General features: G+C 68.7%; 21 protein-coding genes and 1 pseudogene. 6 read left to right on the top strand and 16 right to left on the bottom strand.

All coding sequences use genetic code 11. The features are described 5' to 3' along the window. Positions 1–38: 38 nt before the first annotated feature. From A7D27_RS29140 to A7D27_RS14790, 4 genes and pseudogenes are all read left to right on the top strand, one after another. Positions 39–1,100, top strand: a pseudogene (locus A7D27_RS29140) (methyl-accepting chemotaxis protein); the annotation flags it as partial. Next, a complete protein-coding gene (locus tag A7D27_RS29135) occupies positions 1,095–1,958 on the top strand; it encodes a methyl-accepting chemotaxis protein (RefSeq protein WP_371914819.1) in 864 nt (287 codons plus the stop codon). The pseudogene A7D27_RS29140 and the gene A7D27_RS29135, both read left to right, overlap by 6 nt. 205 nt (positions 1,959–2,163) lie before the next feature. After that, complete coding sequence (locus tag A7D27_RS14795) at positions 2,164–4,104, top strand: methyl-accepting chemotaxis protein (protein ID WP_069565328.1); 1,941 nt, start codon at positions 2,164–2,166, stop codon at positions 4,102–4,104. Positions 4,105–4,159: 55 nt separating this feature from the next. After that, on the top strand, positions 4,160–4,582 hold the full coding sequence (locus A7D27_RS14790) for a UPF0158 family protein (protein WP_069565327.1): 423 nt from the start codon (positions 4,160–4,162) through the stop codon (positions 4,580–4,582). Positions 4,583–4,714: 132 nt separating this feature from the next. On the opposite strand, the gene A7D27_RS14785 is transcribed toward A7D27_RS14790, so the two are convergent. The 5 genes from A7D27_RS14785 to pip form a co-directional block, all read right to left on the bottom strand. After that, a complete protein-coding gene (locus A7D27_RS14785) occupies positions 4,715–5,449 on the bottom strand; it encodes an amino acid ABC transporter ATP-binding protein (RefSeq protein WP_069562690.1) in 735 nt (244 codons plus the stop codon). After that, on the bottom strand, positions 5,442–6,404 hold the full coding sequence (locus tag A7D27_RS14780; protein WP_069562691.1) for an amino acid ABC transporter permease: 963 nt from the start codon (positions 6,402–6,404) through the stop codon (positions 5,442–5,444). The genes A7D27_RS14785 and A7D27_RS14780 overlap by 8 nt, the downstream gene beginning before the upstream one ends. 94 nt (positions 6,405–6,498) lie before the next feature. Next, positions 6,499–7,290: a transporter substrate-binding domain-containing protein gene (locus tag A7D27_RS14775; protein ID WP_069565326.1), complete on the bottom strand. Its 792-nt coding sequence runs from the start codon at positions 7,288–7,290 to the stop codon at positions 6,499–6,501. 157 nt (positions 7,291–7,447) lie between these two features. Continuing rightward, on the bottom strand, positions 7,448–7,885 hold the full coding sequence (gene dtd, locus A7D27_RS14770; protein ID WP_069565325.1) for a D-aminoacyl-tRNA deacylase: 438 nt from the start codon (positions 7,883–7,885) through the stop codon (positions 7,448–7,450). Next, positions 7,885–8,859 (bottom strand): prolyl aminopeptidase, encoded by a 975-nt coding sequence (pip, locus tag A7D27_RS14765; RefSeq protein ID WP_069562694.1) that lies wholly within the window; start codon positions 8,857–8,859, stop codon positions 7,885–7,887. The genes dtd and pip overlap by 1 nt, the downstream gene beginning before the upstream one ends. 95 nt (positions 8,860–8,954) lie before the next feature. Between pip and A7D27_RS14760 the strand changes: the two genes are divergently transcribed. Next, on the top strand, positions 8,955–9,386 hold the full coding sequence (locus A7D27_RS14760) for a hypothetical protein (RefSeq protein ID WP_069562695.1): 432 nt from the start codon (positions 8,955–8,957) through the stop codon (positions 9,384–9,386). 538 nt (positions 9,387–9,924) lie between these two features. Here A7D27_RS14760 and A7D27_RS14755 read toward each other — a convergent pair. From A7D27_RS14755 to hutC, 9 genes are all read right to left on the bottom strand, one after another. Next, positions 9,925–10,461 (bottom strand): transposase, encoded by a 537-nt coding sequence (locus A7D27_RS14755; RefSeq protein WP_069565324.1) that lies wholly within the window; start codon positions 10,459–10,461, stop codon positions 9,925–9,927. 181 nt (positions 10,462–10,642) lie between these two features. Continuing rightward, positions 10,643–11,446 (bottom strand): N-formylglutamate deformylase, encoded by an 804-nt coding sequence (gene hutG / locus A7D27_RS14750; protein ID WP_069565323.1) that lies wholly within the window; start codon positions 11,444–11,446, stop codon positions 10,643–10,645. After that, a complete protein-coding gene (gene hutI / locus A7D27_RS14745) occupies positions 11,439–12,647 on the bottom strand; it encodes an imidazolonepropionase (protein ID WP_069565322.1) in 1,209 nt (402 codons plus the stop codon). Before hutI ends, hutG begins: the two co-directional genes overlap by 8 nt. 62 nt (positions 12,648–12,709) lie before the next feature. Then, a complete protein-coding gene (locus A7D27_RS14740) occupies positions 12,710–14,029 on the bottom strand; it encodes a Na+/H+ antiporter family protein (RefSeq protein ID WP_069559926.1) in 1,320 nt (439 codons plus the stop codon). A gap of 59 nt (positions 14,030–14,088) precedes the next feature. Then, a complete protein-coding gene (gene hutH / locus A7D27_RS14735; protein WP_069559927.1) occupies positions 14,089–15,621 on the bottom strand; it encodes a histidine ammonia-lyase in 1,533 nt (510 codons plus the stop codon). Between the two features lie 6 nt (positions 15,622–15,627). Next, positions 15,628–17,298, bottom strand: a complete 1,671-nt coding sequence (gene hutU / locus A7D27_RS14730; RefSeq protein ID WP_069565321.1) for a urocanate hydratase — start codon at positions 17,296–17,298, stop codon at positions 15,628–15,630. Between the two features lie 38 nt (positions 17,299–17,336). Next, entirely contained in the window at positions 17,337–18,662 is a 1,326-nt protein-coding gene (locus A7D27_RS14725; protein WP_069565320.1) for a YjiH family protein, read from the bottom strand. A gap of 319 nt (positions 18,663–18,981) precedes the next feature. Then, positions 18,982–19,554, bottom strand: a complete 573-nt coding sequence (locus A7D27_RS14720; protein WP_069565319.1) for a HutD family protein — start codon at positions 19,552–19,554, stop codon at positions 18,982–18,984. Continuing rightward, entirely contained in the window at positions 19,551–20,303 is a 753-nt protein-coding gene (gene hutC / locus A7D27_RS14715) for a histidine utilization repressor (RefSeq protein WP_069559931.1), read from the bottom strand. The genes A7D27_RS14720 and hutC overlap by 4 nt, the downstream gene beginning before the upstream one ends. Positions 20,304–20,465: 162 nt before the next feature. On the opposite strand from hutC, the gene A7D27_RS14710 reads away from it, so the two are divergent. Next, complete coding sequence (locus A7D27_RS14710) at positions 20,466–21,824, top strand: formimidoylglutamate deiminase (RefSeq protein ID WP_069565318.1); 1,359 nt, start codon at positions 20,466–20,468, stop codon at positions 21,822–21,824. A gap of 16 nt (positions 21,825–21,840) precedes the next feature. Here the strand turns inward: A7D27_RS14710 and A7D27_RS14705 are convergent, their stop codons facing one another. Beyond that, positions 21,841–22,392 carry a lipocalin family protein gene (locus A7D27_RS14705; RefSeq protein WP_069560042.1) on the bottom strand — a complete coding sequence of 184 codons (552 nt, stop codon included), beginning with the start codon at positions 22,390–22,392 and terminating at the stop codon, positions 21,841–21,843. Then, positions 22,392–22,646 (bottom strand): hypothetical protein, encoded by a 255-nt coding sequence (locus tag A7D27_RS14700; RefSeq protein ID WP_069565317.1) that lies wholly within the window; start codon positions 22,644–22,646, stop codon positions 22,392–22,394. Before A7D27_RS14700 ends, A7D27_RS14705 begins: the two co-directional genes overlap by 1 nt. Between the last annotated feature and the right edge of the window lie 51 nt (positions 22,647–22,697).

Below are 22,697 nucleotides of genomic sequence, written 5' to 3'. Positions count from 1 at the left end.
CCCTCAACCTCTCTGCCGCGTTCGCCAGGAGAAGAAGCATGTCACGCTGGTTCGGTAACCTCAGTGTCAGCCTCAAGCTCGCCATCGGCTTCGGCCTCGTCCTGCTGCTCACCCTGCTCATCACCCTCACCGGCTGGCTCGCCATCGACGAGACCCTGGATCGAGGCCAGAAACTTCAGGACTCGGCCAGCCTCAGCGAACTGGCCAAGGACCTGCAGATCAGCCAGCAGGCCTACCAGCTCAAGCAGGACGCCAACAACGCCGAGCGTGTACGCACCCGCGTGCAGGCCATCGTCGACCACACCCGCACGCTCGAACAGCACTTCACCGACGCCCGCGACCGCGAACACATGGAGCAGGCCCGACAGGCGACCCAGGCCTACCAGGCCGCCTTCACCCAGCTCGGCCAGGCCTACCGGACCCGCGAAGACGCCCGCAGCCAACTGGGCAGCAGCGCCGACGCCGCCATGGCCTCCATCGGCAACCTCAGCGAGCGCGTCCTCGCCGACATCACCCTCGATGACGCCGGCCGCCTCACCCAGTTCCACGAACTGGCCGACTTGCGGCACTCGGTGATGCAGGCCCGCTTCCAGGTCCGCGGCTACACCTTCAGCAACGACCCCAGCTTCCAGGACGCCGCCCTGCAAGCCGTGGACGCCGCCCTCGGCAACCAGGCCAAGCTGGCCGCCGACCTGGGCAGCGACGACACCGACCTGGCCCGCGTCGGCAGCAACCTCAAGACCTACCGCGACGCCATCAGCGCCTACCGCCGCGCCAACGACAGCGCCGAGGCCCAGTTCAACGCCATGGGCCAACAGGGCCAGCGCCTGCTGGAAATCAGCGCACGCCTGTATGCACAGCAGAACGCCAAGCTCGAAGCCGAGACCCGCAAGACCCACGTCATGCTGCTGGTGACCTCGGCCATCGCCCTGGTGCTTGGCCTGTTCGCCGCCCTGCTCATCACCCGGCAGATCACCCAGCCCCTGCGCGACACCCTCGACGCCGCCGAGCGCATCGCCGCCGGCGACCTCAGCCGCGACCTGGTGGTGCAGCGCAGCGACGAGATGGGCCAGTTGCAGGGCAGCATCCAGCGCATGAATGCCAGCCTGCGCGACCTGATCGGCCGCATCCGCGACAGCGTCACCCAGCTCGCCAGTGCCGCCGAAGAACTGTCCGCCATCACCACCCAGACCAGCGCCGGCGTGAACGCCCAGAAGGTCGAGACCGACCAGGTCGCCACCGCCATGAACGAGATGGCCGCCACCGTCCACGAGGTCGCCCGCAACGCCGAAGACGCCTCCCAGTCCGCCAGCGCCGCCGACCGCCAGGCCCGCGAAGGCGAGACGGCCGTCAACGACGCCGTGCAACAGATGGACCGCCTGGCCGACGAGGTCACCCGCTCCAGCGATGCCGTCACCCACCTCAAGCAGGAGAGCGAGCGCATCGGCAGCGTGCTGGACGTGATCAAGACCGTGGCCGACCAGACCAACCTGCTTGCCCTCAACGCCGCCATCGAAGCCGCCCGTGCCGGCGAAGCCGGTCGTGGCTTCGCCGTGGTCGCCGACGAAGTGCGCGGCCTGGCCCAGCGCACCCAGCAATCGACCCAGGAGATCGAAGCGCTGATCGCCGGCCTGCAGAGCGGTGCCCAACGCGCCGCCAGCCTGATGGAAACCAGCCGCGAGCTGACCGACAGCACCGTCGAACTGACCCGCCGCGCCGGGCGCCGCCTGGGCGCCATTGCCGAATCGGTGTCCACCATCCAGGCCATGAACCAGCAGATCGCCGCCGCCGCCGAGCAGCAGGGCGCCGTGGCTGAAGAGATCAACCGCAGCGTCGTCAACGTGCGCGACATCTCCGAACAGACCGCCTCCGCCAGCCACCAGACCGCCACCTCCAGCGTAGAACTGGCGCGCCTGGGCGGCAGCCTGCAGGACCTGGTCAGCCGCTTCCGCTTCTGAGAACAGGCCGCCCGGACCGGCCATCAGACGAAATATCAGACTGCCATCGTGTTCTTGCCGGCGCCCTGGGGCGCCGGCTACTCTCCCGCCCCCGCGTCACAGGCCACCGTCTCGGTAGCGCCTCCCCCAACAACTCCAACAGACGCCTCACCCGCCACGGCGATGCCCCGCGCACCGTCGGGCTTACGCATTCCCGGGAGAAACCATGTACCACTGGTGCACACAACGGCTCGCCGACCTGCGGGTCGGCCGCAAACTCGCCTTCGGCTTCGGCCTCGTTCTGCTCCTCACCCTCGCCGTGATGCTCAACGGCATCCGCGGCATCGACCGCATGATCGACAGCAGCGACCAGATGGTCACCGTCAGCGAACTGGAAAACGCCATCAAGGACGCCCGCGCCCAGCGCCTGCAGTTCGTCAGCACCGGCGACATGCAGCACGCGCGCAGCATCGAACAGTTGATCGACGCCATGCTCGCCATCAGCGACCGCCTGGAGGCCGACGCCCACACCGCTCAGGGCCGCGCCCGACTGGACCAATTGCGCAGCGAGATCACCGCCTACCGCCAGTCCCTCGCCGCCCTGGTCCGCGCCCAGGACGACCGCAACGCCGCCCGAGCCGTACTGATCAAGTCCGCCGAAGCCGTGCTCACCCAGTTCGCCGAACTGCAGAACCGCCGCTTCGACGACCTCGCCCGCGACCCGACCAACCCCGCACTGCTGGACGAAACCCGCGCCATCACCGGGCTCAACCAGCAGTTGCTGACCATCCGCTACCTGGTGCGCGGCTTCGTCTTCCAGCAGACTCCGGAATCCGAACAACCGGCCCAGGCCGCCCTGGCCCGCCTGCAGCGCGACCTCGACGCACTCAGGCAGCAGGCCACCGGCGATTTCGCCGACTACCTGGCCCGCGCCCGCCCCTCCTTCGATGCCTACCTCAGCGCCGTGCGCCAGTTCGGCCAGGGCGTCGAGGCCAGCCGCGCCGCCATCGACACCATGGGCAAGCACGCGGAGGCCATGCGCGACCAGGGCAACCGGATCTACGAGCTGCAGGTGAAGGCCCGCAGCAGCGACGCCACCAGCGCCCGCAGCCAACTGCTCGTCACCACCCTGCTGGCCATCAGCCTCGCCGTGTTTGCCGCCTGGGCCATCAGCCGGCAGATCATCGACCCACTGCGCCAGGCGCTGGCCTTCGCCTCGCGCATCGCCGACGGCGACCTGCGTGCCGAACTGCAGGCCGAGCGCCAGGACGAACTGGGCCAACTGCAGCGTGCCCTGCAGGCCATGGCCGGCAACCTGCGGCAACTGATCGGGCGCATCGGCGATGGCGTCACCCAGATCGCCAGCGCTGCCGAGGAACTCTCCGCCGTCACCGAACAGACCAGCGCCGGGGTCAACGCGCAGAAGGTCGAGACCGACCAGGTCGCTACCGCCATGAATGAAATGGCCGCCACCGTGCACGACGTGGCACGCAACGCCGAGCAGGCATCCGAAGCCGCCGCCTCCGCCGACCGCGAAGCCGCCCAGGGCGACCGCCTGGTGCGCCAGGCCCTCGGCCAGGTGGACCGCCTTGCCGCCGAAGTGGGCCGCTCCACCGAATCCGTGCAGCAGTTGCGCCGCGAGAGCGACACCATCGGCAGCGTGCTGGACGTGATCAAGACCGTCGCCGACCAGACCAACCTGCTGGCCCTCAACGCCGCCATCGAAGCCGCCCGCGCCGGCGAAGCCGGTCGCGGCTTCGCCGTGGTGGCCGACGAAGTGCGCGGCCTGGCCCAGCGCACCCAGCAATCCACCGAAGAAATCCAGGAGCTGATCGCCGCCCTGCAGAACGGCAGCCAGCAGGCTGCCAGCATGATGGAAAGCAGCCTCGAACTGACCGAAGACACCCTGCGCCTGGCCCGCGAGGCCGGCGACTCGCTGACCTCCATCACCGGCGCCGTCTCGTCCATCCAGTCGATGAACCAGCAGATCGCCGCCGCCGCCGAGCAGCAGAGCGCCGTGGCCGAGGAGATCAACCGCAGCGTCCTCAACGTGCGCGACATCTCCGAGCAGACCGCCGCCGCCAGCGAGCAAACCGCCGCGTCCAGCGTGGAGCTGGCGCGCCTGGGCAACGAACTGCAACAGATGGTCGGGCGCTTCCGGGTCTGACACCGCCCGCCGGAGGGCGTAGGATCGGGCCTTCTCCCCTGCCGAGGCCCGAGCCATGCGCCCCCTGACCATCGACCTCGACCAACTGGCCTTCGCCCTCTCCACCGAGGGCCTGGACCACTACCTGGACCTGCTCACCGGCAAGGTCCTGCTGATTCCCGAAGAGGATGCCGACCCCCAGCTGGAAACCCTCCTGCGCGAAGAGCCGGAGCGCTTCCTGCTGGTGGAACCCCTCACCCACGGCGACGAGCTGCGGCTGATGGAGGAGTTCCTCCACGAAGTCGTCCACCCCCATGCCTACACCGCCCTGCAACAGGCCCTGGCCGGCCGCAAACCGGCCCGTGCCTTCCGCCACGTGCTGATGGAGTACCCGGTGCTGCTGGAAGCCTGGCACCACTTCGAAGCGGCCCGCCTGAGGGAGCTGGCGCAGGACTGGCTGGAGGACAACGAGTTGCAGGCGGCGGTGCCTTTGCATTGAGCCGAATCTGGCGTGCGCACGAGACGTCAACCCAGGCTGGTTTTCGCGTTCTGCGGACGTCCCCTGTTTCGCCTTGCCTGGCGAGTTTCTTTTCCAAAGAAAAAGGGCCGCATCGCGGCCCTTTCCATTCCCTTACAGCACCTGCCTGAGGAACGCCTGTGCACGCGGGTCCCGGGGCTGGTCGAAGAACTGCGCCGGCGGCGCATCCTCCAGCAACTTGCCATGGTCGAAGAACAGCACCCGGTCAGCCACCTCGCGGGCGAAGCCCATCTCGTGGGTGACGCAGACCATGGTCATGCCCTCCTGGGCCAGTTGCTTCATCACGTCCAGCACCTCGCCGACCATCTCCGGGTCCAGCGCCGAGGTGGGCTCGTCGAACAGCATCACCTTCGGCTCCATGCACAGCGCCCGGGCAATGGCCACGCGCTGCTGCTGGCCGCCGGACAGACGCGAGGGGTACTCGCCGGCCTTCTGGGCAATGCCCACCTTGGCCAGCAGCGCCTGGGCCTTGGCCTCACGCTCGGCCTTGCCGCGCTTGCGCACCACCTTCTGCGCCAGGCACAGGTTCTCCAGCACCGTCATGTGCGGGAACAGGTTGAAGTGCTGGAACACCATGCCGACTTCGCGGCGGTAGGCATTCACATCGGTCTTCGGGTTGGCCAGGTCGACGCCGTCGATGCTCACCGAGCCCGCGTCCAGTTCCTCCAGGCCGTTGAGGCAGCGCAGGAAGGTGGACTTGCCGGAGCCGGACGGGCCGATCACCACCACCACCTCGCCGCGCTTGACCGAGGTGGTCACATCGTCGACGGCGCGCACTTCCTGGCCACGGGCGTCGAAGACTTTCATCAGGTTGCGGACTTCAATCACTTTTCCCGAGCCTCCTCTCCAGTCGGTTGGCGATCTGCGACAGCGGCAGGTTGATGAGCAGGTACAGCGCGGCGACACAGAACCAGATCTCGAACGTGGAGAAGGAAGCAGTAATCGCCTCGCGCCCGCTCTTGGTCAGCTCGGTGATGGAGATCACCGACACCAGCGAGGTGTCCTTAACCAGGCTGATGAACTGTCCGGCCAACGGCGGCAGCACCCGTTTGAACGCCTGGGGCAGGATCACGTAACGCATCGACTGGCCACCCGTGAGGCCGAGGGAGCGTGCCGCCTCGTTCTGCCCACGGGCGATGGACTGCACGCCGGCGCGAACGATCTCGCCCACGTAGGCCCCGGTGAACAGGGCCAGAGCGGCAACGCCGGCGAACTCCCGTGAAAGGTTCAGTACGGTGCCGATGAAGAAATAGAAGATGAAGAGCTGCACCAGCAGCGGGGTGCCCCGCACCAGCTCGACGTACACGGTGGAGAGGTCGCGCAGGGTGGGGTTCTGCGACAGCCGACAGAGTCCGGTGAAGAGTCCGATCACCAGCCCCAGCGCGCCGGAGAGCACGGATATCCACAGGGTGGTCCAGAGGCCCCAGAGCAACGGGCCGGCCGCCCAGTGGCGGGTCACGCCGACCACGTCGCCCTCGGAAATGTCGTCACCCTGGCTGACCTGCAGGCTGTCCCTGGCCACTCGCAGTTGTTGCGCTTCGCCGCCCTCGGTGACCAGGGTCACCCGAGCATAGGCGCCCTCCTCGGCAATGGCCTCGACCCGCGCGTAGTCGGCCGCGCGCTGGGCCTCTTCGGCCTGGTAGGCGAAATACTGCGGCACCCGGTTCCAGCGCCACTCGTAGGAGATCAGGGAGGTGGAGTACCAGAGGCCGTAGGCGACCACCAGCAGGATCAGGCCCGTCAGCAGGTGCCAGGGCCAGGTACGGCGGTGTTTTCTAGTCACGATGGGTCTCGCTCATGGCGATGCCTGGAGGGCGAAAAAGACAGGTCCGGCCTCGTGGGCCGGACCTGTCGCATGCAGCGGGGAGCGCGTCCCGTTATTCCATGTCCTTCAGCCAGGTGGTGTTCTTGAACCACTTGGCATGGATGCGATCGTAGGTGCCGTCCTTCTGGATCTGGTGCAGCCAGTTGTTGATCCAGTTGATGCTGTCGTAGTCCCCCTTCTTCAGGCCGAAGGCCAGGGGCTCGTAGGTGAAGGGCTCGTCCAGGTACACCAGCTTGCCGGCGCCGGCCTTGTTCACCGCAACCACGTTGTAAGGGGCGTCGTAGATGAAGGCATCGGCCTTGCCGTTGACCACATCCATCACCGCTTCCTGCTCGTTGTCGAAGCCGTTGTACTGGGCCTTGGCGATCAGCTTCTTGGCGACCATCTCGCCGGTGGTGCCGATCTTGGAGGTGATGCGGTACTGGCCGTCGTTGAGGTCCTTGTAGGACTTGATCTTGCCTTCCAGGTCCTTGCGGATCAGCAGGGTCTGGCCAACCACGATGAAGGGCTCGGAGAAGTTGATGCGCAGGTTGCGCTCCTGGGTCAGGGTCATGCCGGAGCCGATCATGTCGAACTTGTCAGTCATCAGCGCCGGAATGATGCCGTCGTAGCTGGTGGACACCAGCTCCAGCTTCACGCCCATGGCCTTGGACATGGCCTTGAGCAGGTCCACTTCGAAACCGACGATCTCGCCGCGCTTGTTGGTCATTTCGAAGGGCATGTAGGTCGGGTCCATGCCGACCCGCAGGGTGCCGCGCTTGACCGCGTCATCGACGACGCCAGCGTGGGCCAGGCTGGTGAAAGCACAGGCGGAGAGCAACAGGGATGCGAAAAGCTTCTTCATTCTTACTCCTGACAGGGCAGATCATTATTGTGTGAAGCGGCGCCCACGGACCCGGCGGGCATGGCGCGAAATCCTAACCGCCCGGACCGTGGATGGCGAGTCAGCGCAAAGTCGCCAGCACGCCACTATCGGACAGGCGGCGCGGCGCGAGGCAGGTTCAGCTTTCCAGCAGGAAGGTGACCGGTCCGTCGTTGACCAGGTGCACCTGCATGTCGGCGCCGAAGCGCCCGGTGGCGACCTGACCGTGCTGGGTCCGGGCCCGCGCCACCAGGTAGTCGAACAGGCGCGCGCCCTGGGCCGGCGGCGCGGCGCTGGAAAAGCTCGGGCGCAGGCCGCTGCGGGTGTCGGCGGCCAGGGTGAACTGCGAGACCAGCAGCAGGCCGCCCTCCACGGCCCCGAGAGAGAGGTTCATCTTCCCCTCGGCATCGCTGAACACGCGGTAGTTGAGCAGCTTGTGCAGCAGCTTGTCGGCGCTGGCTTCGGTGTCCTGGGGCTCGACGCCCACCAGCACCAGCAGGCCGCGGTCGATGGCGCCGACGGTCTCCCCGGCGACGTCCACCCGGGCGGCAGAGACCCGTTGCAGCAACGCCTTCATCAGGCTTCCTCTTCCGGCGGCATGTCCAGCAGGCGGCGGGCGATGCTGTCGGTGGCGCGCAACAGGGCATCGGTGATGCCTGCTTCGGAGGCAGCATGGCCGGCGTCTCGGACGATCTGCAGCTCGCTGTTGGGCCAGGCCTTGTGCAGTTCCCAGGCGTTCTCCAGAGGGCAGATGGCATCGTAGCGACCGTGCACGATCACCCCCGGCAGGTGGGCGATGCGCGGCATGTCGCGCAGCAGCTGGTTGGGTTCGAGGAAGGCGTTGTTGACGAAGTAGTGGCACTCGATACGGGCGATGGACAGCGCGCGCATCGGCTCGCTGAAGCGCTCCACCACCGAGGCGCTGGGGCGCAGGGTGGCGGTGCGGCCTTCCCAGGTGGACCAGGCCTTGGCGGCGTGCATCTGGGCGATCTGGTCGGTGCCGATGAGGCGTTTGTAGAAGGCCTGGATCAGGTCGTCCTGCTCGTCCGCAGGGATCGGCGCCAGGTAGTCCTCCCAGTAGTCGGGGAACAGCCGGCTCGCGCCCTCCTGGTAGAACCACTTCAGCTCCTGGGGACGGCACAGGAAGATGCCCCGCAGGATCAGCGCCCGCACCCGGTCCGGGTGGGCCTGGGCGTAGGCCAGCGACAGGGTGGAGCCCCAGGAGCCGCCGAACAGCACCCAGCGGTCGATACCCAGGTGCTCGCGGATGCGTTCGAGGTCGGCGACGAGGTCCCAGGTGGTGTTGTTCTCCAGGCTGGCGTGAGGGGTGGAGCGGCCGCAGCCACGCTGGTCGAAGGTGACGATGCGGTACAGGGTCGGGTCGAAGAAGCGCCGGCTCAGGGCATCGCAGCCGGCGCCCGGGCCGCCGTGGATGAACACCACCGGCAGACCGTCGGGGGTGCCGCTCTCGTCGATGTAGAGCACATGCGGTTCGTCCACAGCCAGTTCGTGGCGGGCGTAGGGCTTAATTTCCGGATACAAAGTCAGCATGCTGGGCTCCGATTCTGTGCTCTAGGCCAATGCCCCCCGGGACATCCGCCGCCTAATGTGCCCGGCATCATAAACGAGGGAAATGGAGTTCGAATATGTCAGCGAGGCTGTTCACCCTACCGATCGTACTGTTCCTGGCCCTGCTCACCGGCTGCGGCCGCGAAGACCCGGCCGCCGAGCTGGAGGCAGCGGTCAAGGCCCTGCAGGCCAACCTGGAAGCGAAGGACACCGGCGCGGTGATGAAGCAGCTGCACCCGCAGTTCGCCACCGCCGACGGCAACGACCGCGAATGGGCACGGCGCACCATGGCGCTGCTGTTCATGCGCCACAAGAACGTCTCGATCATCGCCCTGAGCCAGGACAGCCGCCTCGACCCCACCTACCGCGAGAAGGGCCACACCGACGCCCGCATCGCCCTCACCGGCGCCGAAGGCCTCATCCCCGACGCCGCCCGCCAATACGCCGTGAAGCTCGAATGGTGGCGCGACGACGGCGACTGGAAGCTCGCCCGCCTCGGTTGGGAGTGACCCCGGCCTTTGTGCATCGCCCCGGACTGAAGTCCGGGCTACGCCAGCACCCAGCCTGCACCACCGGCATAAGGGGGCTCCCACCCGTAGCCCGGGCTTCAGCCCGGGAATCCCGTGCGCCCAAACCATCCCGGACTGAAGTCCGGGCTACGCCAGCACCCAGCCTGCACCACCGGCATAAGAGAACACCCTCGTAGCCCGGGCTTCAGCCCGGGAATCCCGTGCGCCCAACACCCCCGGACTGAAGTCCGGGCTACGCCAGCACCCAGCCTGCACCACCGGCATAAGGGGGCTCCCACCCGTAGCCCGGGCTTCAGCCCGGGAATCCCGTGCGCCCAACACCCCCGGACTGAAGTCCGGGCTACGCCAGCACCCAGCCTGCACCACCGGCATAAGAGAACGCCCTCGTAGCCCGGGCTTCAGCCCGGGAATCCCATGCGCCCAAACCACCCCGGACTGAAGTCCGGGCTACGCCGCATCATCGGCATAAGGCGCCCCCGTAGCCCGGGAATCCGTGCACCTCACACAACACACCGAGCTACTCAGGCCGTTCGCCTGCTCCGGTGATCCGGCTCTCCTCGCCCCCGGCCCAATCTGCCGGTAGCAGGCCCTCCCGCACGAAACGGTGGAAACTCGAATGCGGCCAGTCGACGACCCGTGTGACCAGGCCGTGCTTGAGCGGGTTGATGTGGATGTAGTCGACATGGGCAGCGAAATCCCTCTCGTCCCGCAGCAGGTGCTCCCAGAAGCGAGGCTGCCACAGCCCGGCCTCACGCTTGGCGTTGGGTCTCACGGGATGCCCCTGCGCACGCAACGCCCGGACGAAGGCCGCCTTCATCGACGCAATGCGGCTTGAGAAGTCGTCGTCCCCTTCGGGCAGGCTCATCACCATGTGCAGGTGCTCGGGCAGCACAACGATCGCATCGAGGCGAAAGCTCCGTCGCGGGCGGGCCTGGCGAATCGCTTCGCGCAACAGATCGACATGGCGCACGAGCAGATCGCTTCGCCGATCTGCCAGCGCCAGGGTAAGGAAGTAGCAGCCCCCGGCTTGGCGGGCTCGTCGATACATCACCATGAATGGCACGTCCGGATAGGGAGCCGGAGAGCCTTGCAGGGTGACCGCCCAGGCTCTATCGGCGCGAGGCCGAACGGCCCACTGAAGCGTCTGCATCCGTCGTAGCCCGGGCTTCAGCCCGGGAACGGTGGAAGGTGCCAGCCCCTCCCCGGGCTGAAGCCCGGGCTACCTGATGTTGGATTTATCGCCCGTAGCGCTCCCGCCCCCAGGCGAGCATCGCCAGCAACAGCTGGCGGATGACCTTGCGGGTGGGCACGGCGAGGTCTTCGCGGAAGGCGAAGGGCTCCTCTTCGTTCATGTAGGTGCGCTGGGCCAGTTCCAGTTGCACGGCGTGGATGTGCTGATCCGGCTGGCCGTAGTGGCGGGTGATGTGGCCGCCCTTGAAACGTCCGTTGAGCACATGGCTGTAGCCCTCGGCGCGGGCGCAGACGCTGGCCAGTGCGTCGGCCAGGCTCGGGTCACAACTGGCGCCGGCGTGGGTGCCGAGGTTGAAGTCCGGCAGGTGCCCGTCGAACAGGCGGGGGATGAAGGCGCGGATGGAGTGGGCGTCGAACAGCAGCGCATAGCCGAACTCACGCTTCAGCCGCGCCAGCTCCTCGGCGATGCGCCCGTGGTACGGCGCCCAGATGCGTTCCAGGTAGCCGGCGCGCTCCTCGGCGGACGGTGCCGCGCCTTCGCGGAACAGCGGCTGGCCGTCGAACATCACGTCGGGGAACAGGCCGGTGGTGGCGGTGGCGTAGAGTGGCGCGTCGTCCGCCGGGCGGTTGAGGTCGATGACATAGCGCGAGTAGCGCGCCGCCAGGGTCGCGGCCCCCAGCTCGGCGGCGAAGTCGTAGAGCAGCGGGATGTGCCAGTCGGTGTCGATCAGCGAGCGCGCAGCATCGCTCAGGCCGGCCTCCACCGCCGGGGTCAGGCGGGTGCCGGGGTGCGGCATGCTGATCAGCAGCGGCACGCGGCCGGGGGTGAAGTCGAGGACGTTATCCAAGGTCGATCTCCTGTCCATGGCGCACCACGCGGTTGGGCAAGGTGCCGCCGAGCCAATAGGCCAGCTCCGCCGGGCGCTGGATGTCCCAGGCGACGAAGTCGGCGAGCTTGCCCGCCTCCAGGCTGCCGCAACGCGCGGCCAGGCCCAGGGCGCGGGCGGCGTTGAGGGTGACGCCGGCCAGCGCCTCTTCCGGGGTCAGGCGAAACGACGTGCAGGCCATGTTCAGCATCAGCCGCAGGGACAACGCCGGCGAGGTGCCGGGATTGAGGTCGCTGGCCACCGCCATGGCCACACCGTGGCGACGCAGGGCGTCGATGGGCGGCAGTTGGGTCTCGCGCAGCAGGTAGAAGGCGCCCGGCAGCAGCACGGCGACGGTGCCGGCATCGGCCATGGCGATGGCGTCGTCCTCGGTCATGTATTCCAGATGGTCCGCCGACAGCGCGCCGTAGCGCGCCGCAAGGCTGGAGCCATGCAGGGACGACAGCTGCTCGGCGTGCAGTTTCACCGGCAGCCCCAGCCCGCGTGCGACCTGGAACACCCGCTCGACCTGGGCCGGGGAGAACGCCAGGTGCTCGCAGAAGGCATCCACCGCATCCACCAGCCCCTCGGCGGCCAGTGCCGGCAGGATCTCGGTGCAGACCCACTCGATGTAGTCGTCGGCGCGGCCGGCGTATTCCGGCGGCAAGGCGTGGGCGGCGAGGCAGGTGGTCTTCACCGTCACTGGCAGCACCTCGCCCAGGCGCCGGGCGACCCGCAGCATCTTGCGCTCGCTGGCCAGGTCCAGCCCGTAGCCGGACTTCACCTCCAGGGTGGTGACGCCGTCGCGCAGCAGGTGCCGGGCGCGCGTCACCGCGCTGGCCAGCAGCTCGTCCTCGCTGGCCTCGCGGGTGGCGCGCACGGTGCTGGCGATGCCACCGCCCCGGGCGGCGATCTCGGCGTAGCTGACGCCCTCCAGGCGCTGTTCGAACTCGGCGCTGCGGTCACCGCCGAACACCAGGTGGGTGTGGCAGTCGATCAGCCCCGGGGTGACCCAGGCGCCGCCCAGGTCGACCCGCCTGGCATCGCCGGTATCCGGGGCCTCGGCCAGCGGGCCGACCCAACGGATCAGCGCACCTTCGGTGAGCAGCGCGCCGTGCTCGATGATGGAGTAGCGCCCGTTCCGCAGGGTGGCGATGTGGGCGTTGTGCCAGAGCGTCTTCATGTCAGGCCTCGCAGGTGGGTCACCGCTCCTGGCGGCGACCCTGTGGATAAAAGGGCACCCGGCTACAGCACCATCGCCGCCACCCAGCCGAAGGCCAGCAGCGGCAGGTTGAAGTGCAGGAAGGTCGGCACGACGGTGCCCCAGATATGGTCATGCTGCCCGTCGGCGGCCAGTCCCGCCGTCGGTCCCAGGGTGGAGTCGGAGGCCGGCGAGCCGGCATCGCCCAGGGCTGCAGCGGTGCCCACCAGGGACAGGGTGGCCAGGGGCGAGAAACCGAAGCCCACCGCCAGCGGCACGTAGATGGCAGCGATGATCGGCACGGTGGAAAAGGACGAGCCGATGCCCATGGTGATCAGCAGCCCCACCAGCAGCATCATGAACGCCGCCAGGGCGCGGTTGCCGCCCACCAGTTCGGCGGAATGGGCCACCAGGGTCTGGATCTCGCCGGTGGCCTTCATCACCCCGGCGAATCCCGAGGCGGCGATCATGATGAAACCCACCAGGGCCATCAGCCGCATGCCCTGGAGAAAAACCCCGTCCTGCTCGTTCCAGCGGATCACCCCGCTCATGGACACCAGCGAGAACCCCACCAGGCCACCGAACACCATCGAGCCGGTCCAGAGCTGCACCACCAGGGCCAGCACCAGGGCCAGCAGCACCATCGTCAGTTGCCGGCGGGACAGCCGCGCCGGAGCCTCGCCCTCCTCCCCCGCCACCGGCCGGTCGGCATAGACACGGGGCTGGCGGTAGCTCCAGAGCAGCGCCAGGCCCAGGCCGAACACCATGCCCAGCGCCGGGATCAGCATGGCCACCGGCGCCATCTCCCGGGACACCAGCTCGCCACTGCCTGCCCCGTTGATGTTGGCCACCAGGATGTCGTTGAGGAAGATCGCACCGAAGCCCAGGGGCAAGGCCATGTAGGTGGTGGTGATGGCGAAGGTGATGGCACAGGCCACCGCCCGGCGATCCAGTTGCAGCCGGTTCATGACGTGCAGTAGGGGCGGCACCAGCAGCGGGATGAAGGCGATGTGCACCGGCACCAGGGTCTGCGAGGCGATGCCCGCCAGCACCATGGACAGCAGGATGGCCCACTTGATGAACCGCCCGCCTCCCTCGCCCAGCCGGTCGGTGAGGTTGGCGGACAAGCGCTGGGACAGGCCGGTACGGGACAGCGCGATGGCGAAGGCCCCCAGCGTCGCGTAGGCCAGGGCCACGGGGGCACCGCCACCCAGGCCTTCGTTGAAGGACTTCACCACGGTCTCCATCGGCAGGCCGGCGAACAGCCCGCCCACCAGTGCCGAGGCGATCAGGGCGAAGACCACCGAGACCCTCAGCATGCACAGCACAACCATGACCAGCACGGCCAGGATGATCGCGTTCATAACCACTCCTTGTTCTTGTTGTGACAGGCGGGCCGGCAGCGCGGCCCGCCTGGGTGGGCTCAGAAGCTCGGCAGCAGGCCGGCCGGCACCAGGGCGTTGAGGCAACCGCTGGCCAGCAGGTCGCTGGCGGCCTCGATGTCGGGCGCGAAGAAGCGGTCCTCCTGGTAGTAGGGCACCTGCTGGCGCAGGGTGGTGCGGGCCTGCTCCAGCTTCGGCGAGGTCTTCAGGCCGGTGCGGAAGTCCAGCCCCTGGCAGGCCCCCAGCCACTCGATGGCGAGGATGCCGCGCACGTTCTCGGCCATGGCCCAGAGGCGCTTGCCGGCGTTCGGTGCCATGGACACGTGGTCCTCCTGGTTGGCCGAAGTCGGCAGGCTGTCGACGCTGTGGGGATGGGCCAGGGCCTTGTTGTCGCTGGCCAGGGCGGCGGCGGTGACCTGGGCGATCATGAAGCCCGAGTTGACCCCGCCGTTCTCCACCAGGAAGGGCGGCAACTGGGACATGTGCATGTCCATCATCAGCGAGATGCGCCGCTCGGACAGCGAGCCCATCTCAGCGATGGCCAGGGCCAGGTTGTCGGCAGCCAAGGCCACCGGCTCGGCGTGGAAGTTGCCGCCGGACACCACGTCGCCTTCCTCGGCGAACACCAGGGGGTTGTCGGAGACGGCGTTGGCTTCGATCTCCAGCACCTCGGCAACCTGGCGCAACTGGGTCAGGCAGGCACCCATGACCTGGGGCTGGCAGCGCAGGGAATACGGGTCCTGGACCTTGTCGCACTTCTCGTGGGAGCGGGCGATCTCGCTGCTGGCGGTCAGCAGCTCGCGGAACGCCGCCGCCACGTCCACCTGACCACGCTGCCCACGGGCAGCGTGGATGCGCGCGTCGAACGGTGCCCGCGAGCCGAGCATGGCCTCGACGCTGAGGCTGCCGCAGACGGTGGCGGCGGCGAACAAGTCCTCGGCCTCGAACAGCCCGCGCAGGGCGTAGGCGGTGGAAGCCTGGGTGCCGTTGAGCAGCGCCAGCCCTTCCTTCGCGGCCAGGGTCAGCGGCTCCAGCCCGGCGATGGCCAGGGCCTCGCGGGCGGGCAGCCATTGGCCCTTGTGGCGGGCGCGGCTCTCGCCGAGCAGCACCAGGGACATGTGCGCCAGCGGCGCCAGGTCACCGGAGGCACCGACCGAGCCCTTGAGCGGGATGTGCGGGTAGACCTCGGCGTTGATCAGGGCGATCAGCGCGTCGATCACCTTGCGGCGGATGCCGGAGAAGCCACGGGCCAGGCTGTTGACCTTGAGCAGCATGATCAGCCGCACCAGGGCATCGTCCAGCGGCTCACCGACACCGGCGGCATGGGACAGCACCAGGGAGCGCTGCAGCTTCTCCAGGTCATGGGGGGCAATGCGGGTAGAGGCCAGCAGGCCGAACCCGGTGTTGATGCCGTAGGCGGTGCGGCCCTCGGCGATGATCGCTTCGACACAGCCGACGCTGGCGGCGATGGGCGCATCGGCCGAAGCGTCGAGGGTGATGCGCTGGGGCTGCTGGAAGGCGGCGCGCAGTTGGGCCAGGGTCAGGTGGCCGGGAGTGAGGTGCAAGGCATTCATTTCGGCTTATTCCCCCTTGCCGATCATGGGCAGGTTCAGGCCCTGCTCGCGGGCGCAATCGATGGCCACAGCGTAGCCAGCATCGGCATGGCGCATGACGCCGGTGGCCGGGTCGTTGGTCAGCACGCGGGCGATGCGCGCGGCGGCAGCGTCGGTGCCGTCGCAGACGATCACCACACCGGAGTGCTGGGAGAAGCCCATGCCCACGCCGCCGCCATGGTGCAGCGACACCCAGGTGGCGCCGCTGGCGGTGTTCAGCAGGGCGTTGAGCAGCGGCCAGTCGGAGACGGCGTCGGAGCCGTCGGCCATGGCTTCGGTCTCGCGGTTGGGGCTGGCCACCGAGCCGGAGTCCAGGTGGTCACGGCCGATCACCACCGGGGCGGACAGCTCGCCCGAGCGCACCATTTCGTTGAAGGCCAGGCCCAGCTTGGCGCGCAGGCCCAGGCCGACCCAGCAGATGCGTGCCGGCAGGCCCTGGAAGGCGATGCGCTCGCGGGCCATGTCCAGCCAGCGGTGCAGGTGGGCGTCGTCGGGGATCAGCTCCTTCACCTTGGCGTCGGTCTTGTAGATGTCCTGCGGGTCGCCGGAGAGCGCGGCCCAGCGGAACGGGCCGATGCCCCGGCAGAACAGCGGGCGGATGTAGGCCGGGACGAAGCCGGGGAAGTCGAAGGCGTTGGCCACGCCCTCGTCCTGGGCCATCTGGCGGATGTTGTTGCCGTAGTCGAAGGTGGGGATGCCCTGCTTCTGGAAGTCGAGCATGGCGCGCACGTGCACGGCCATGGACTGCTTGGCGGCCTTGACCACGCCGGCCGGGTCGGTCTGCGCACGGTCGCGGTACTGCTCCCAGGTCCAGCCGGCGGGCAGGTAGCCGTTGAGCGGGTCATGGGCGCTGGTCTGGTCGGTGACCATGTCCGGCCGCACACCCCGGCGCACCAGCTCCGGGAGGATCTCGGCGGCGTTGCCGTGCAGGGCGATGGAGATGGCCTTGCCCTCGGCGGTGTACTTCGCGATGCGCGCCAGGGCGTCGTCGAGGTCCTTGGCCTGCTCGTCCACGTAGCGGGTCTTCAGGCGGAAGTCGATGCGGCTCTGCTGGCACTCGATGTTCAGCGAGCAGGCCCCGGCCAGGGTCGCGGCCAGGGGCTGGGCGCCGCCCATGCCGCCCAGGCCGGCGGTGAGCACCCAGCGGCCCTTGAGGTCGCCGTTGTAGTGCTGGCGACCGGCCTCGACGAAGGTTTCATAGGTGCCCTGGACGATGCCCTGGCTGCCGATGTAGATCCAGCTGCCGGCGGTCATCTGGCCGTACATGGCCAGGCCCTTGGCATCCAGTTCGTTGAAGTGCTCCCAGGTGGCCCAGTGCGGCACCAGGTTGGAGTTGGCGATCAGCACGCGGGGGGCGTCGGCGTGGGTGCGGAACACCCCCACCGGCTTGCCGGACTGCACCAGCAGGGTCTCGTCGTCGCCGAGCGTCTTCAGGCTGTCGACGATGGCATCGAAGCATTCCCAGTTGCGCGCGGCGCGGCCGATGCCGCCGTACACCACCAGCTCCTTCGGGTTCTCCGCCACCTCGGGGTCGAGGTTGTTCATCAACATGCGCAGCGGGGCTTCGGTGAGCCAGCTCCGGGCGTTGAGGGTGGTGCCGCGCGGGGCGCGGATCTCGATGTCGCGGTACTTGGTCATGGCAGTCTCCAGCGAGTGTGGATGGATGTTCGGGCGGCTCACAGCCAGCCCAGGAATTGCGCCAGGTAGGCCAGCGGCACGCTGAACACCAGGCTGAGAAGGGTGCGCTGCAGCCAGACCAGCAACAGATCCCGCAGGCGGAGCGGAATCCGTGTGGCCAGCACGCAGGGGATCGAGGCGGACAGGAACAGCACGCTGCTGACGGACACGATGGCGGTGACGAAGCGCACCAGCACGTCGGCGTCCTTGAGCAGCATCGCCGGCAGGAACATCTCCGCCAGGCCGGCGGCGAGGGCGCGGGCCACCACCATGGGCTCGCCCAGGCCCAGCAGCCAGGTGACGGGATAGAGCAGCAGGCCGACGGCGTCGAACAGCGGCGTGTAGCGGGCGGCCAGCAACCCGAGGAGCCCGACGGCAAGGATGCTGGGCAGGATGGCGGCGGTCATGCGCAGGCCGTCGATGAAGGTTTCCCGCAGGGCCGACGCCAGCGTCGGGGCCTGGGCCGCCTGCTCCAGCCCGGCGCGCCAGGCACTGGCCAGGCGGCTGGCACCGGGTGCCAGCGGCGGTTCGGCCCGGCCCTCGGACGGCAGCCGCGACAGCGGATAGATCCGCGCGCTGACGGCAGTCACGGCGAAGGTCACCAGCATGGCGCCCCAGAAGTAGAGGTTCCATTGCCCCATCAGGCCGAGGGTCTTGGCGATGATCACCATGAAGGGCGCCGACACCGTGGAGAACCCGGTGGCGATGATGGCGGCCTCACGCACGCTGTAGTGGCCCTGCTGGTACATGCGGTCGGTGATCAGCAGTCCGACGGAGTAGCTGCCGACGAAGGAGGCCACGGCGTCGATGGCCGACTTGCCCGGGGTCCGCCAGATGGGGCGCATCACCGGCTGCATCAGCACGCCCACCAGCTCCAGCAGGCCGAAGCCGATGAGGAACACCAGCGCCAGGGCCCCCAGCGGCACGATCAGGGCCAGGCTCAGCACCAGCTTGTCGAAGAGGAACGGCAGCATCCCCGGCTCATAGACGGCAGCGGGCCCCACCTGAAACAGGTAGGCGACGCCGATCAGCAAGCCGACGCCCTTGAGCACGCTGAACACCAGGTGGGTGACGCCCTGGCGCCAGCGCCCGCTGCGCCAGGGCTCGATGGCGCCGTAGAGCATGAAGAGCACCGCCAGGCCGATGACCAGCGGGCGCGCGTGCACCTGCAGGGCCGAGGCGGCGTGGTCGATCAGGATGGTCGAACGGCCGGCGATCTCGAACGGGACGAAGAACAGCACGAGGCCGATGGCGCTGTAGCCCAGCAGGCGGACGAGTGCCAGGGTGCGGTTCGGCTGTGCAGTCGCTGAAAGGTTGCCAGGCATCGCGCGTCTCCGGTTACAGGTTGTTCAGGGCTCAGGAACAGACACGTATCTACTTGTACATACAAGCATATGCAATTCAGGGACCAACCCGCTCCGCTGAGCCTGCATGACGGCGGAAGGCGCCGGATTGCCTGGGCTCGGGCAGGCATCCCCGGTTTGCACGGATGCAACCGATCCGACCGCTACCTGGGGCAGCGGCGCATCATTCGGGAGCAGCACCGCACACCGTTGAGGCGTTCGGTAACAGTGGGAGGCAGGCAGACGGGGGTGCCCGGCAAGGGCGAGCAGCGTGGGGAACGCAGGGAAGGCCGGGCGCGCCTCAGCGCGCCAGCAGCTCGATCAGGCAGAGGGTGCCGGCACCCTCGAGACGGACCTCGGACAGGCCGCCCGAGCGCTCCAGGTGCAGGCAGTCGTGGCGTTCCAGCAGCGGGCCGCCCTGGAGGCCTGCGCCGGCTTCGGCGGCGAACAGCAGCAGGTGATCGGCATCGCTGAACAGCGACTGCGGTCCGTCGAGGCGCAGCCACTGGAAGCGAGCGGCGTAGCGCGCGGGGGCGTAGATGAGGTTGAAGTCGCGGATCGGCCCGTCGATGAGGGTGCAGTCCACGGCCGCCCCGCCGTCGAAGGCGAAGGCATCCAGCGGACCCAGGTCGCGGGAAGGCTGGCCGTCCACGGTCAGGCGCATGCCTGCACCTTCCAGCACGGTGATGACGCGCTGGTAGCCGGTGAAGGCGGAGAACGGGCCGGACTGGCCGACATCGGCAATGGACAGGCGCCAGCCGAAGCCGTCGAGGCCGTCCCCGGCATCCCGGAGGATCTCCAGGGTGGAGCCGGCGCCGTTCTTCCAGGGCATGCGCGGGTAGTCGGCTGCCTTGAGCAGGCGGATGCGGTTCATGAGCCGAAGCGTCCTTCGAGGCGGTAACGCGAGCCGGGGTACAGCAGGCGGGCGCTGGTGACGGTGTTGCGCCCGGACCAGGTGCGGCGGCGGATCAGCAGGCAGGGCTCGCCCCGTTCGATCTGCAGCAGGCGGCACTCGTCGGCATCGGCGAGGATGGCCTCCACCACGTGCTCGCCCTCGGTGAGCGGGGCGATCTGGGACAGGTAGGCATGGGGCGTCTGGCGGGTGAAATCCTGGGCCAGGTAGTCGGGTGCCACGGCGGGGTTCACGTAGCGGTCCTCGATCTGCACCGGCACGTCGTTCTCGAAGTGCACGATGCGCGAGTGGAACACCCGCTGGCCTTCGCGCAGGTCCAGCGCCAGGGCGCGCTCGGGGCCGGCCTGCTCTTCCTGCAGGCTGACCACCACGCAGTGGTGACGGTGGCCACGGGCGGCGATCTCCTCGGCGATGTTGTGCACCTCGAACAACGCGGCCTGGCCCTTGGGCTCGGCGACGAAGGTGCCCACGCCCTGCATGCGCACCAGCAGGCCGTCGGCGGTCAGCTCGCGCAGGGCACGGTTGATGGTCATGCGGCTGAAGCCCAGTTCGCTCACCAGCTCGCTCTCCGACGGCACCCGGTAGTGCGGCGGCCAGGCGCCGGACTGGATCTGCTGGGTGATCATCTGCTTCACCCGGGCGTACAGCGGCGCGGGGGCGTCACCGATCTGGGCGGCCAGGGAGGACGGCGCGGAGGGCGATGGGGACACGGGATTCTCCTTGTGGAAACGGCGGGCACCAGGCAGGCACCCGCTACCGGCATGTACCGGATTCGATACCGGCGAACAAGCACGGACAGGCGCAAGTTTACGGCGCCCGATAACGTCTGTATATGTATATACAAATAAGACCACTCACCGGGAGCCCGCGCCATGCCTGCCTTCCACGCTGAACGAGCCCTCCTGCCCTCGGGCTGGGCACGCAATGTCCGCTTCGAGGTCGGGGCTGCCGGCCTGCTTGAACAGGTCCTCCCCGATGCCGGCTCCGAGGGCGCCGAGCGGCTCCACGGGCCGGTGCTGCCGGGCATGCCCAACCTGCACTCCCACGCCTTCCAGCGGGCCATGGCCGGCCTGGCCGAGGTGGCGGGCAACCCCAACGACAGCTTCTGGACCTGGCGCGAGCTGATGTACCGCCTGGTGGGCCGCCTCAGCCCCGAGCAGATGGAGGTGATCGCCCGCCAGCTCTACGTGGAGATGCTCAAGGCCGGCTACACCGCCGTGGCCGAGTTCCACTACGTGCACCACGACCCGGCCGGCCGCCCCTATGCCGACCCTGCCGAGCTGGCGCTGTGCATCAGCCGCGCCGCCCGCGAAAGCGGCATCGGCCTCACCCTGCTGCCGGTGCTCTACAGCCACGCCGGCTTCGGCGGCCTGCCGCCCAACGAGGGCCAGCGCCGTTTCATCCACGGCACCGACAGTTACCTGGCCCTGCAACAGCGCCTGCGCGAGGCACTGCCGGCGGACCAGGGGCTGGGGCTGTGCTTCCACTCCCTGCGGGCGGTGACGCCCGACCAACTGGCCACGGTGCTGGCGGCCGAAGACGGGACCCGGCCGATCCACATCCACATCGCCGAGCAGCAGAAGGAGGTGGACGACTGCCTGGCCTGGAGCGGCCGTCGTCCCTTGCAGTGGCTGTACGAACACGCGCCGGTGGACCCGCGCTGGTGCCTGGTGCACGCCACCCATGCCGAAGCCGATGAGGTGCAGGCCATGGCGCGCAGCGGTGCGGTGGCGGGCCTGTGCCTGACCACCGAGGCCAACCTGGGCGACGGGATCTTCCCGGCGGTGGACTTCCTCGCCCGGGGCGGGCGCCTGGGCATCGGCTCCGACAGCCATGTGTCGGTGAGCGTGGTGGAGGAACTGCGCTGGCTGGAATACGGCCAGCGCCTGCGTGACCAGCGGCGCAATCGCCTGTATCGCCCGGAGCAGCCCCAGGTGGGCCGCACCCTGTTCGACGCGGCCCTGGCCGGCGGCGCCCAGGCCCTGGGCCAGCCGGTGGGTGCGCTGGCCGTGGGCAGCCGTGCCGACTGGATCGTGCTGGACGGCACCGACCCCTACCTGGCCACCGCCGAGGGAGATGCCCTGCTCAACCGCTGGCTGTTCGCCGGCGGCGACCGCCAGGTGCGGGATGTGATGGTGGGCGGGCGCTGGGTGGTGCGCAACGGCCACCACCCCGCCGAGGAGGCGACGGCCTGGGCCTTCGCCGAGGTGCTGCGGACCGTCCTCGGCTGACGGCCCGCCGCCGGGATCAGGGCATCTGGCTGTCGGGGGTGCGCCAGATCAGCCGGTCAGTGTCGTAGCCCTGGGACTGGGCCAGGCGCACCAGGCGCGCGCGGGTCTTCTCCGAGACCACCGGGGTGCGCGACAGCATCCACAGGTATTCGCGGCTCGGGTTGCCCACCAGCGCGGTGGTGTAGCCCTCGTCCAGGTAGAGCACCCAGTAGTTGCCCTTGGCGAGGTCCGGGAAGAGCCGGGTGAAGACGTTGTCGAAGCGCACCCAGAGCTTGTCGGTCTGCCCCTCCACCTGGGGCACGGCATAGCCGCGCGCCTCCTGCCACTCGCCCTCGGGGGTGCGGCAGCGGTTGAGCACGCCGACGCGGCCCTCGCCTTCCAGGCTGTAGTGGGCCTCGGACTGGGCGCAGTTGCGCTGGAAGAACATCGGCAGGCGCGCCAGCTCGTACCAGGTGCCCTGGTAGCGCTGCAGGTCCACCTGCCCAGCAGTACGTGGTGGGTCCGCCGGGCTGCCGCTGCCGGCGCAGCCGGCCAGCAGCAGGGCGGCGGCAAACAGGGCCCGGCGCATCATTTCAGCCCCTTGCCCTGGTACATCACCACCTTGTCGGCGGCGAACTGGATGCTGATGAAGGTCTGCTGGTCCCCCCAGGTGCAACTGGTGAGGCCGACCGCGCCGGAGCATTCGGTGGGTTCGCCGATCAGTTGCTCCACCTCGGTCTTGGCCATGCCGGCCTTGATCTTGGAGTAGTTCTCCTGGTTGATCTTGTTGCACGCGGCAAGTGCGACGCAGATGGACAGCAGGGCGAGGATACGCAGGCGCATGGATGACTCCGTTCAGGGGTAGGAACGCCGCAAAGCTTGGCACAGCGAGGC

This window comes from Pseudomonas sp. 1D4 (genome assembly GCF_001728925.1).
Classification (GTDB): Bacteria; Pseudomonadota; Gammaproteobacteria; order Pseudomonadales; family Pseudomonadaceae; genus Metapseudomonas; species Metapseudomonas otitidis.
This window is presented reverse-complemented; position numbering and strand designations above follow the sequence as displayed.

What these genes read in the sequence shown, in the direction of transcription:
- A7D27_RS14760 (WP_069562695.1), top strand. Translation starts at nt 8,955, where the DNA reads ATGTCAGCGAGGCTGTTCACCCTACCGATCGTACTGTTCCTGGCCCTG.
- A7D27_RS14720 (WP_069565319.1), bottom strand. Translation starts at nt 19,554, where the DNA reads ATGAACCGCATCCGCCTGCTCAAGGCAGCCGACTACCCGCGCATGCCC.
- A7D27_RS14710 (WP_069565318.1), top strand. Translation starts at nt 20,466, where the DNA reads ATGCCTGCCTTCCACGCTGAACGAGCCCTCCTGCCCTCGGGCTGGGCA.
- A7D27_RS29135 (WP_371914819.1), top strand. Translation starts at nt 1,095, where the DNA reads ATGAATGCCAGCCTGCGCGACCTGATCGGCCGCATCCGCGACAGCGTC.
- A7D27_RS14725 (WP_069565320.1), bottom strand. Translation starts at nt 18,662, where the DNA reads ATGCCTGGCAACCTTTCAGCGACTGCACAGCCGAACCGCACCCTGGCA.
- A7D27_RS14795 (WP_069565328.1), top strand. Translation starts at nt 2,164, where the DNA reads ATGTACCACTGGTGCACACAACGGCTCGCCGACCTGCGGGTCGGCCGC.
- A7D27_RS14705 (WP_069560042.1), bottom strand. Translation starts at nt 22,392, where the DNA reads ATGCGCCGGGCCCTGTTTGCCGCCGCCCTGCTGCTGGCCGGCTGCGCC.
- A7D27_RS14755 (WP_069565324.1), bottom strand. Translation starts at nt 10,461, where the DNA reads ATGGTGATGTATCGACGAGCCCGCCAAGCCGGGGGCTGCTACTTCCTT.
- dtd (WP_069565325.1), bottom strand. Translation starts at nt 7,885, where the DNA reads ATGAAGGCGTTGCTGCAACGGGTCTCTGCCGCCCGGGTGGACGTCGCC.
- hutU (WP_069565321.1), bottom strand. Translation starts at nt 17,298, where the DNA reads ATGACCAAGTACCGCGACATCGAGATCCGCGCCCCGCGCGGCACCACC.
- hutI (WP_069565322.1), bottom strand. Translation starts at nt 12,647, where the DNA reads ATGAAGACGCTCTGGCACAACGCCCACATCGCCACCCTGCGGAACGGG.
- hutH (WP_069559927.1), bottom strand. Translation starts at nt 15,621, where the DNA reads ATGAATGCCTTGCACCTCACTCCCGGCCACCTGACCCTGGCCCAACTG.
- A7D27_RS14775 (WP_069565326.1), bottom strand. Translation starts at nt 7,290, where the DNA reads ATGAAGAAGCTTTTCGCATCCCTGTTGCTCTCCGCCTGTGCTTTCACC.
- pip (WP_069562694.1), bottom strand. Translation starts at nt 8,859, where the DNA reads ATGCTGACTTTGTATCCGGAAATTAAGCCCTACGCCCGCCACGAACTG.
- A7D27_RS14790 (WP_069565327.1), top strand. Translation starts at nt 4,160, where the DNA reads ATGCGCCCCCTGACCATCGACCTCGACCAACTGGCCTTCGCCCTCTCC.
- A7D27_RS14740 (WP_069559926.1), bottom strand. Translation starts at nt 14,029, where the DNA reads ATGAACGCGATCATCCTGGCCGTGCTGGTCATGGTTGTGCTGTGCATG.
- A7D27_RS14700 (WP_069565317.1), bottom strand. Translation starts at nt 22,646, where the DNA reads ATGCGCCTGCGTATCCTCGCCCTGCTGTCCATCTGCGTCGCACTTGCC.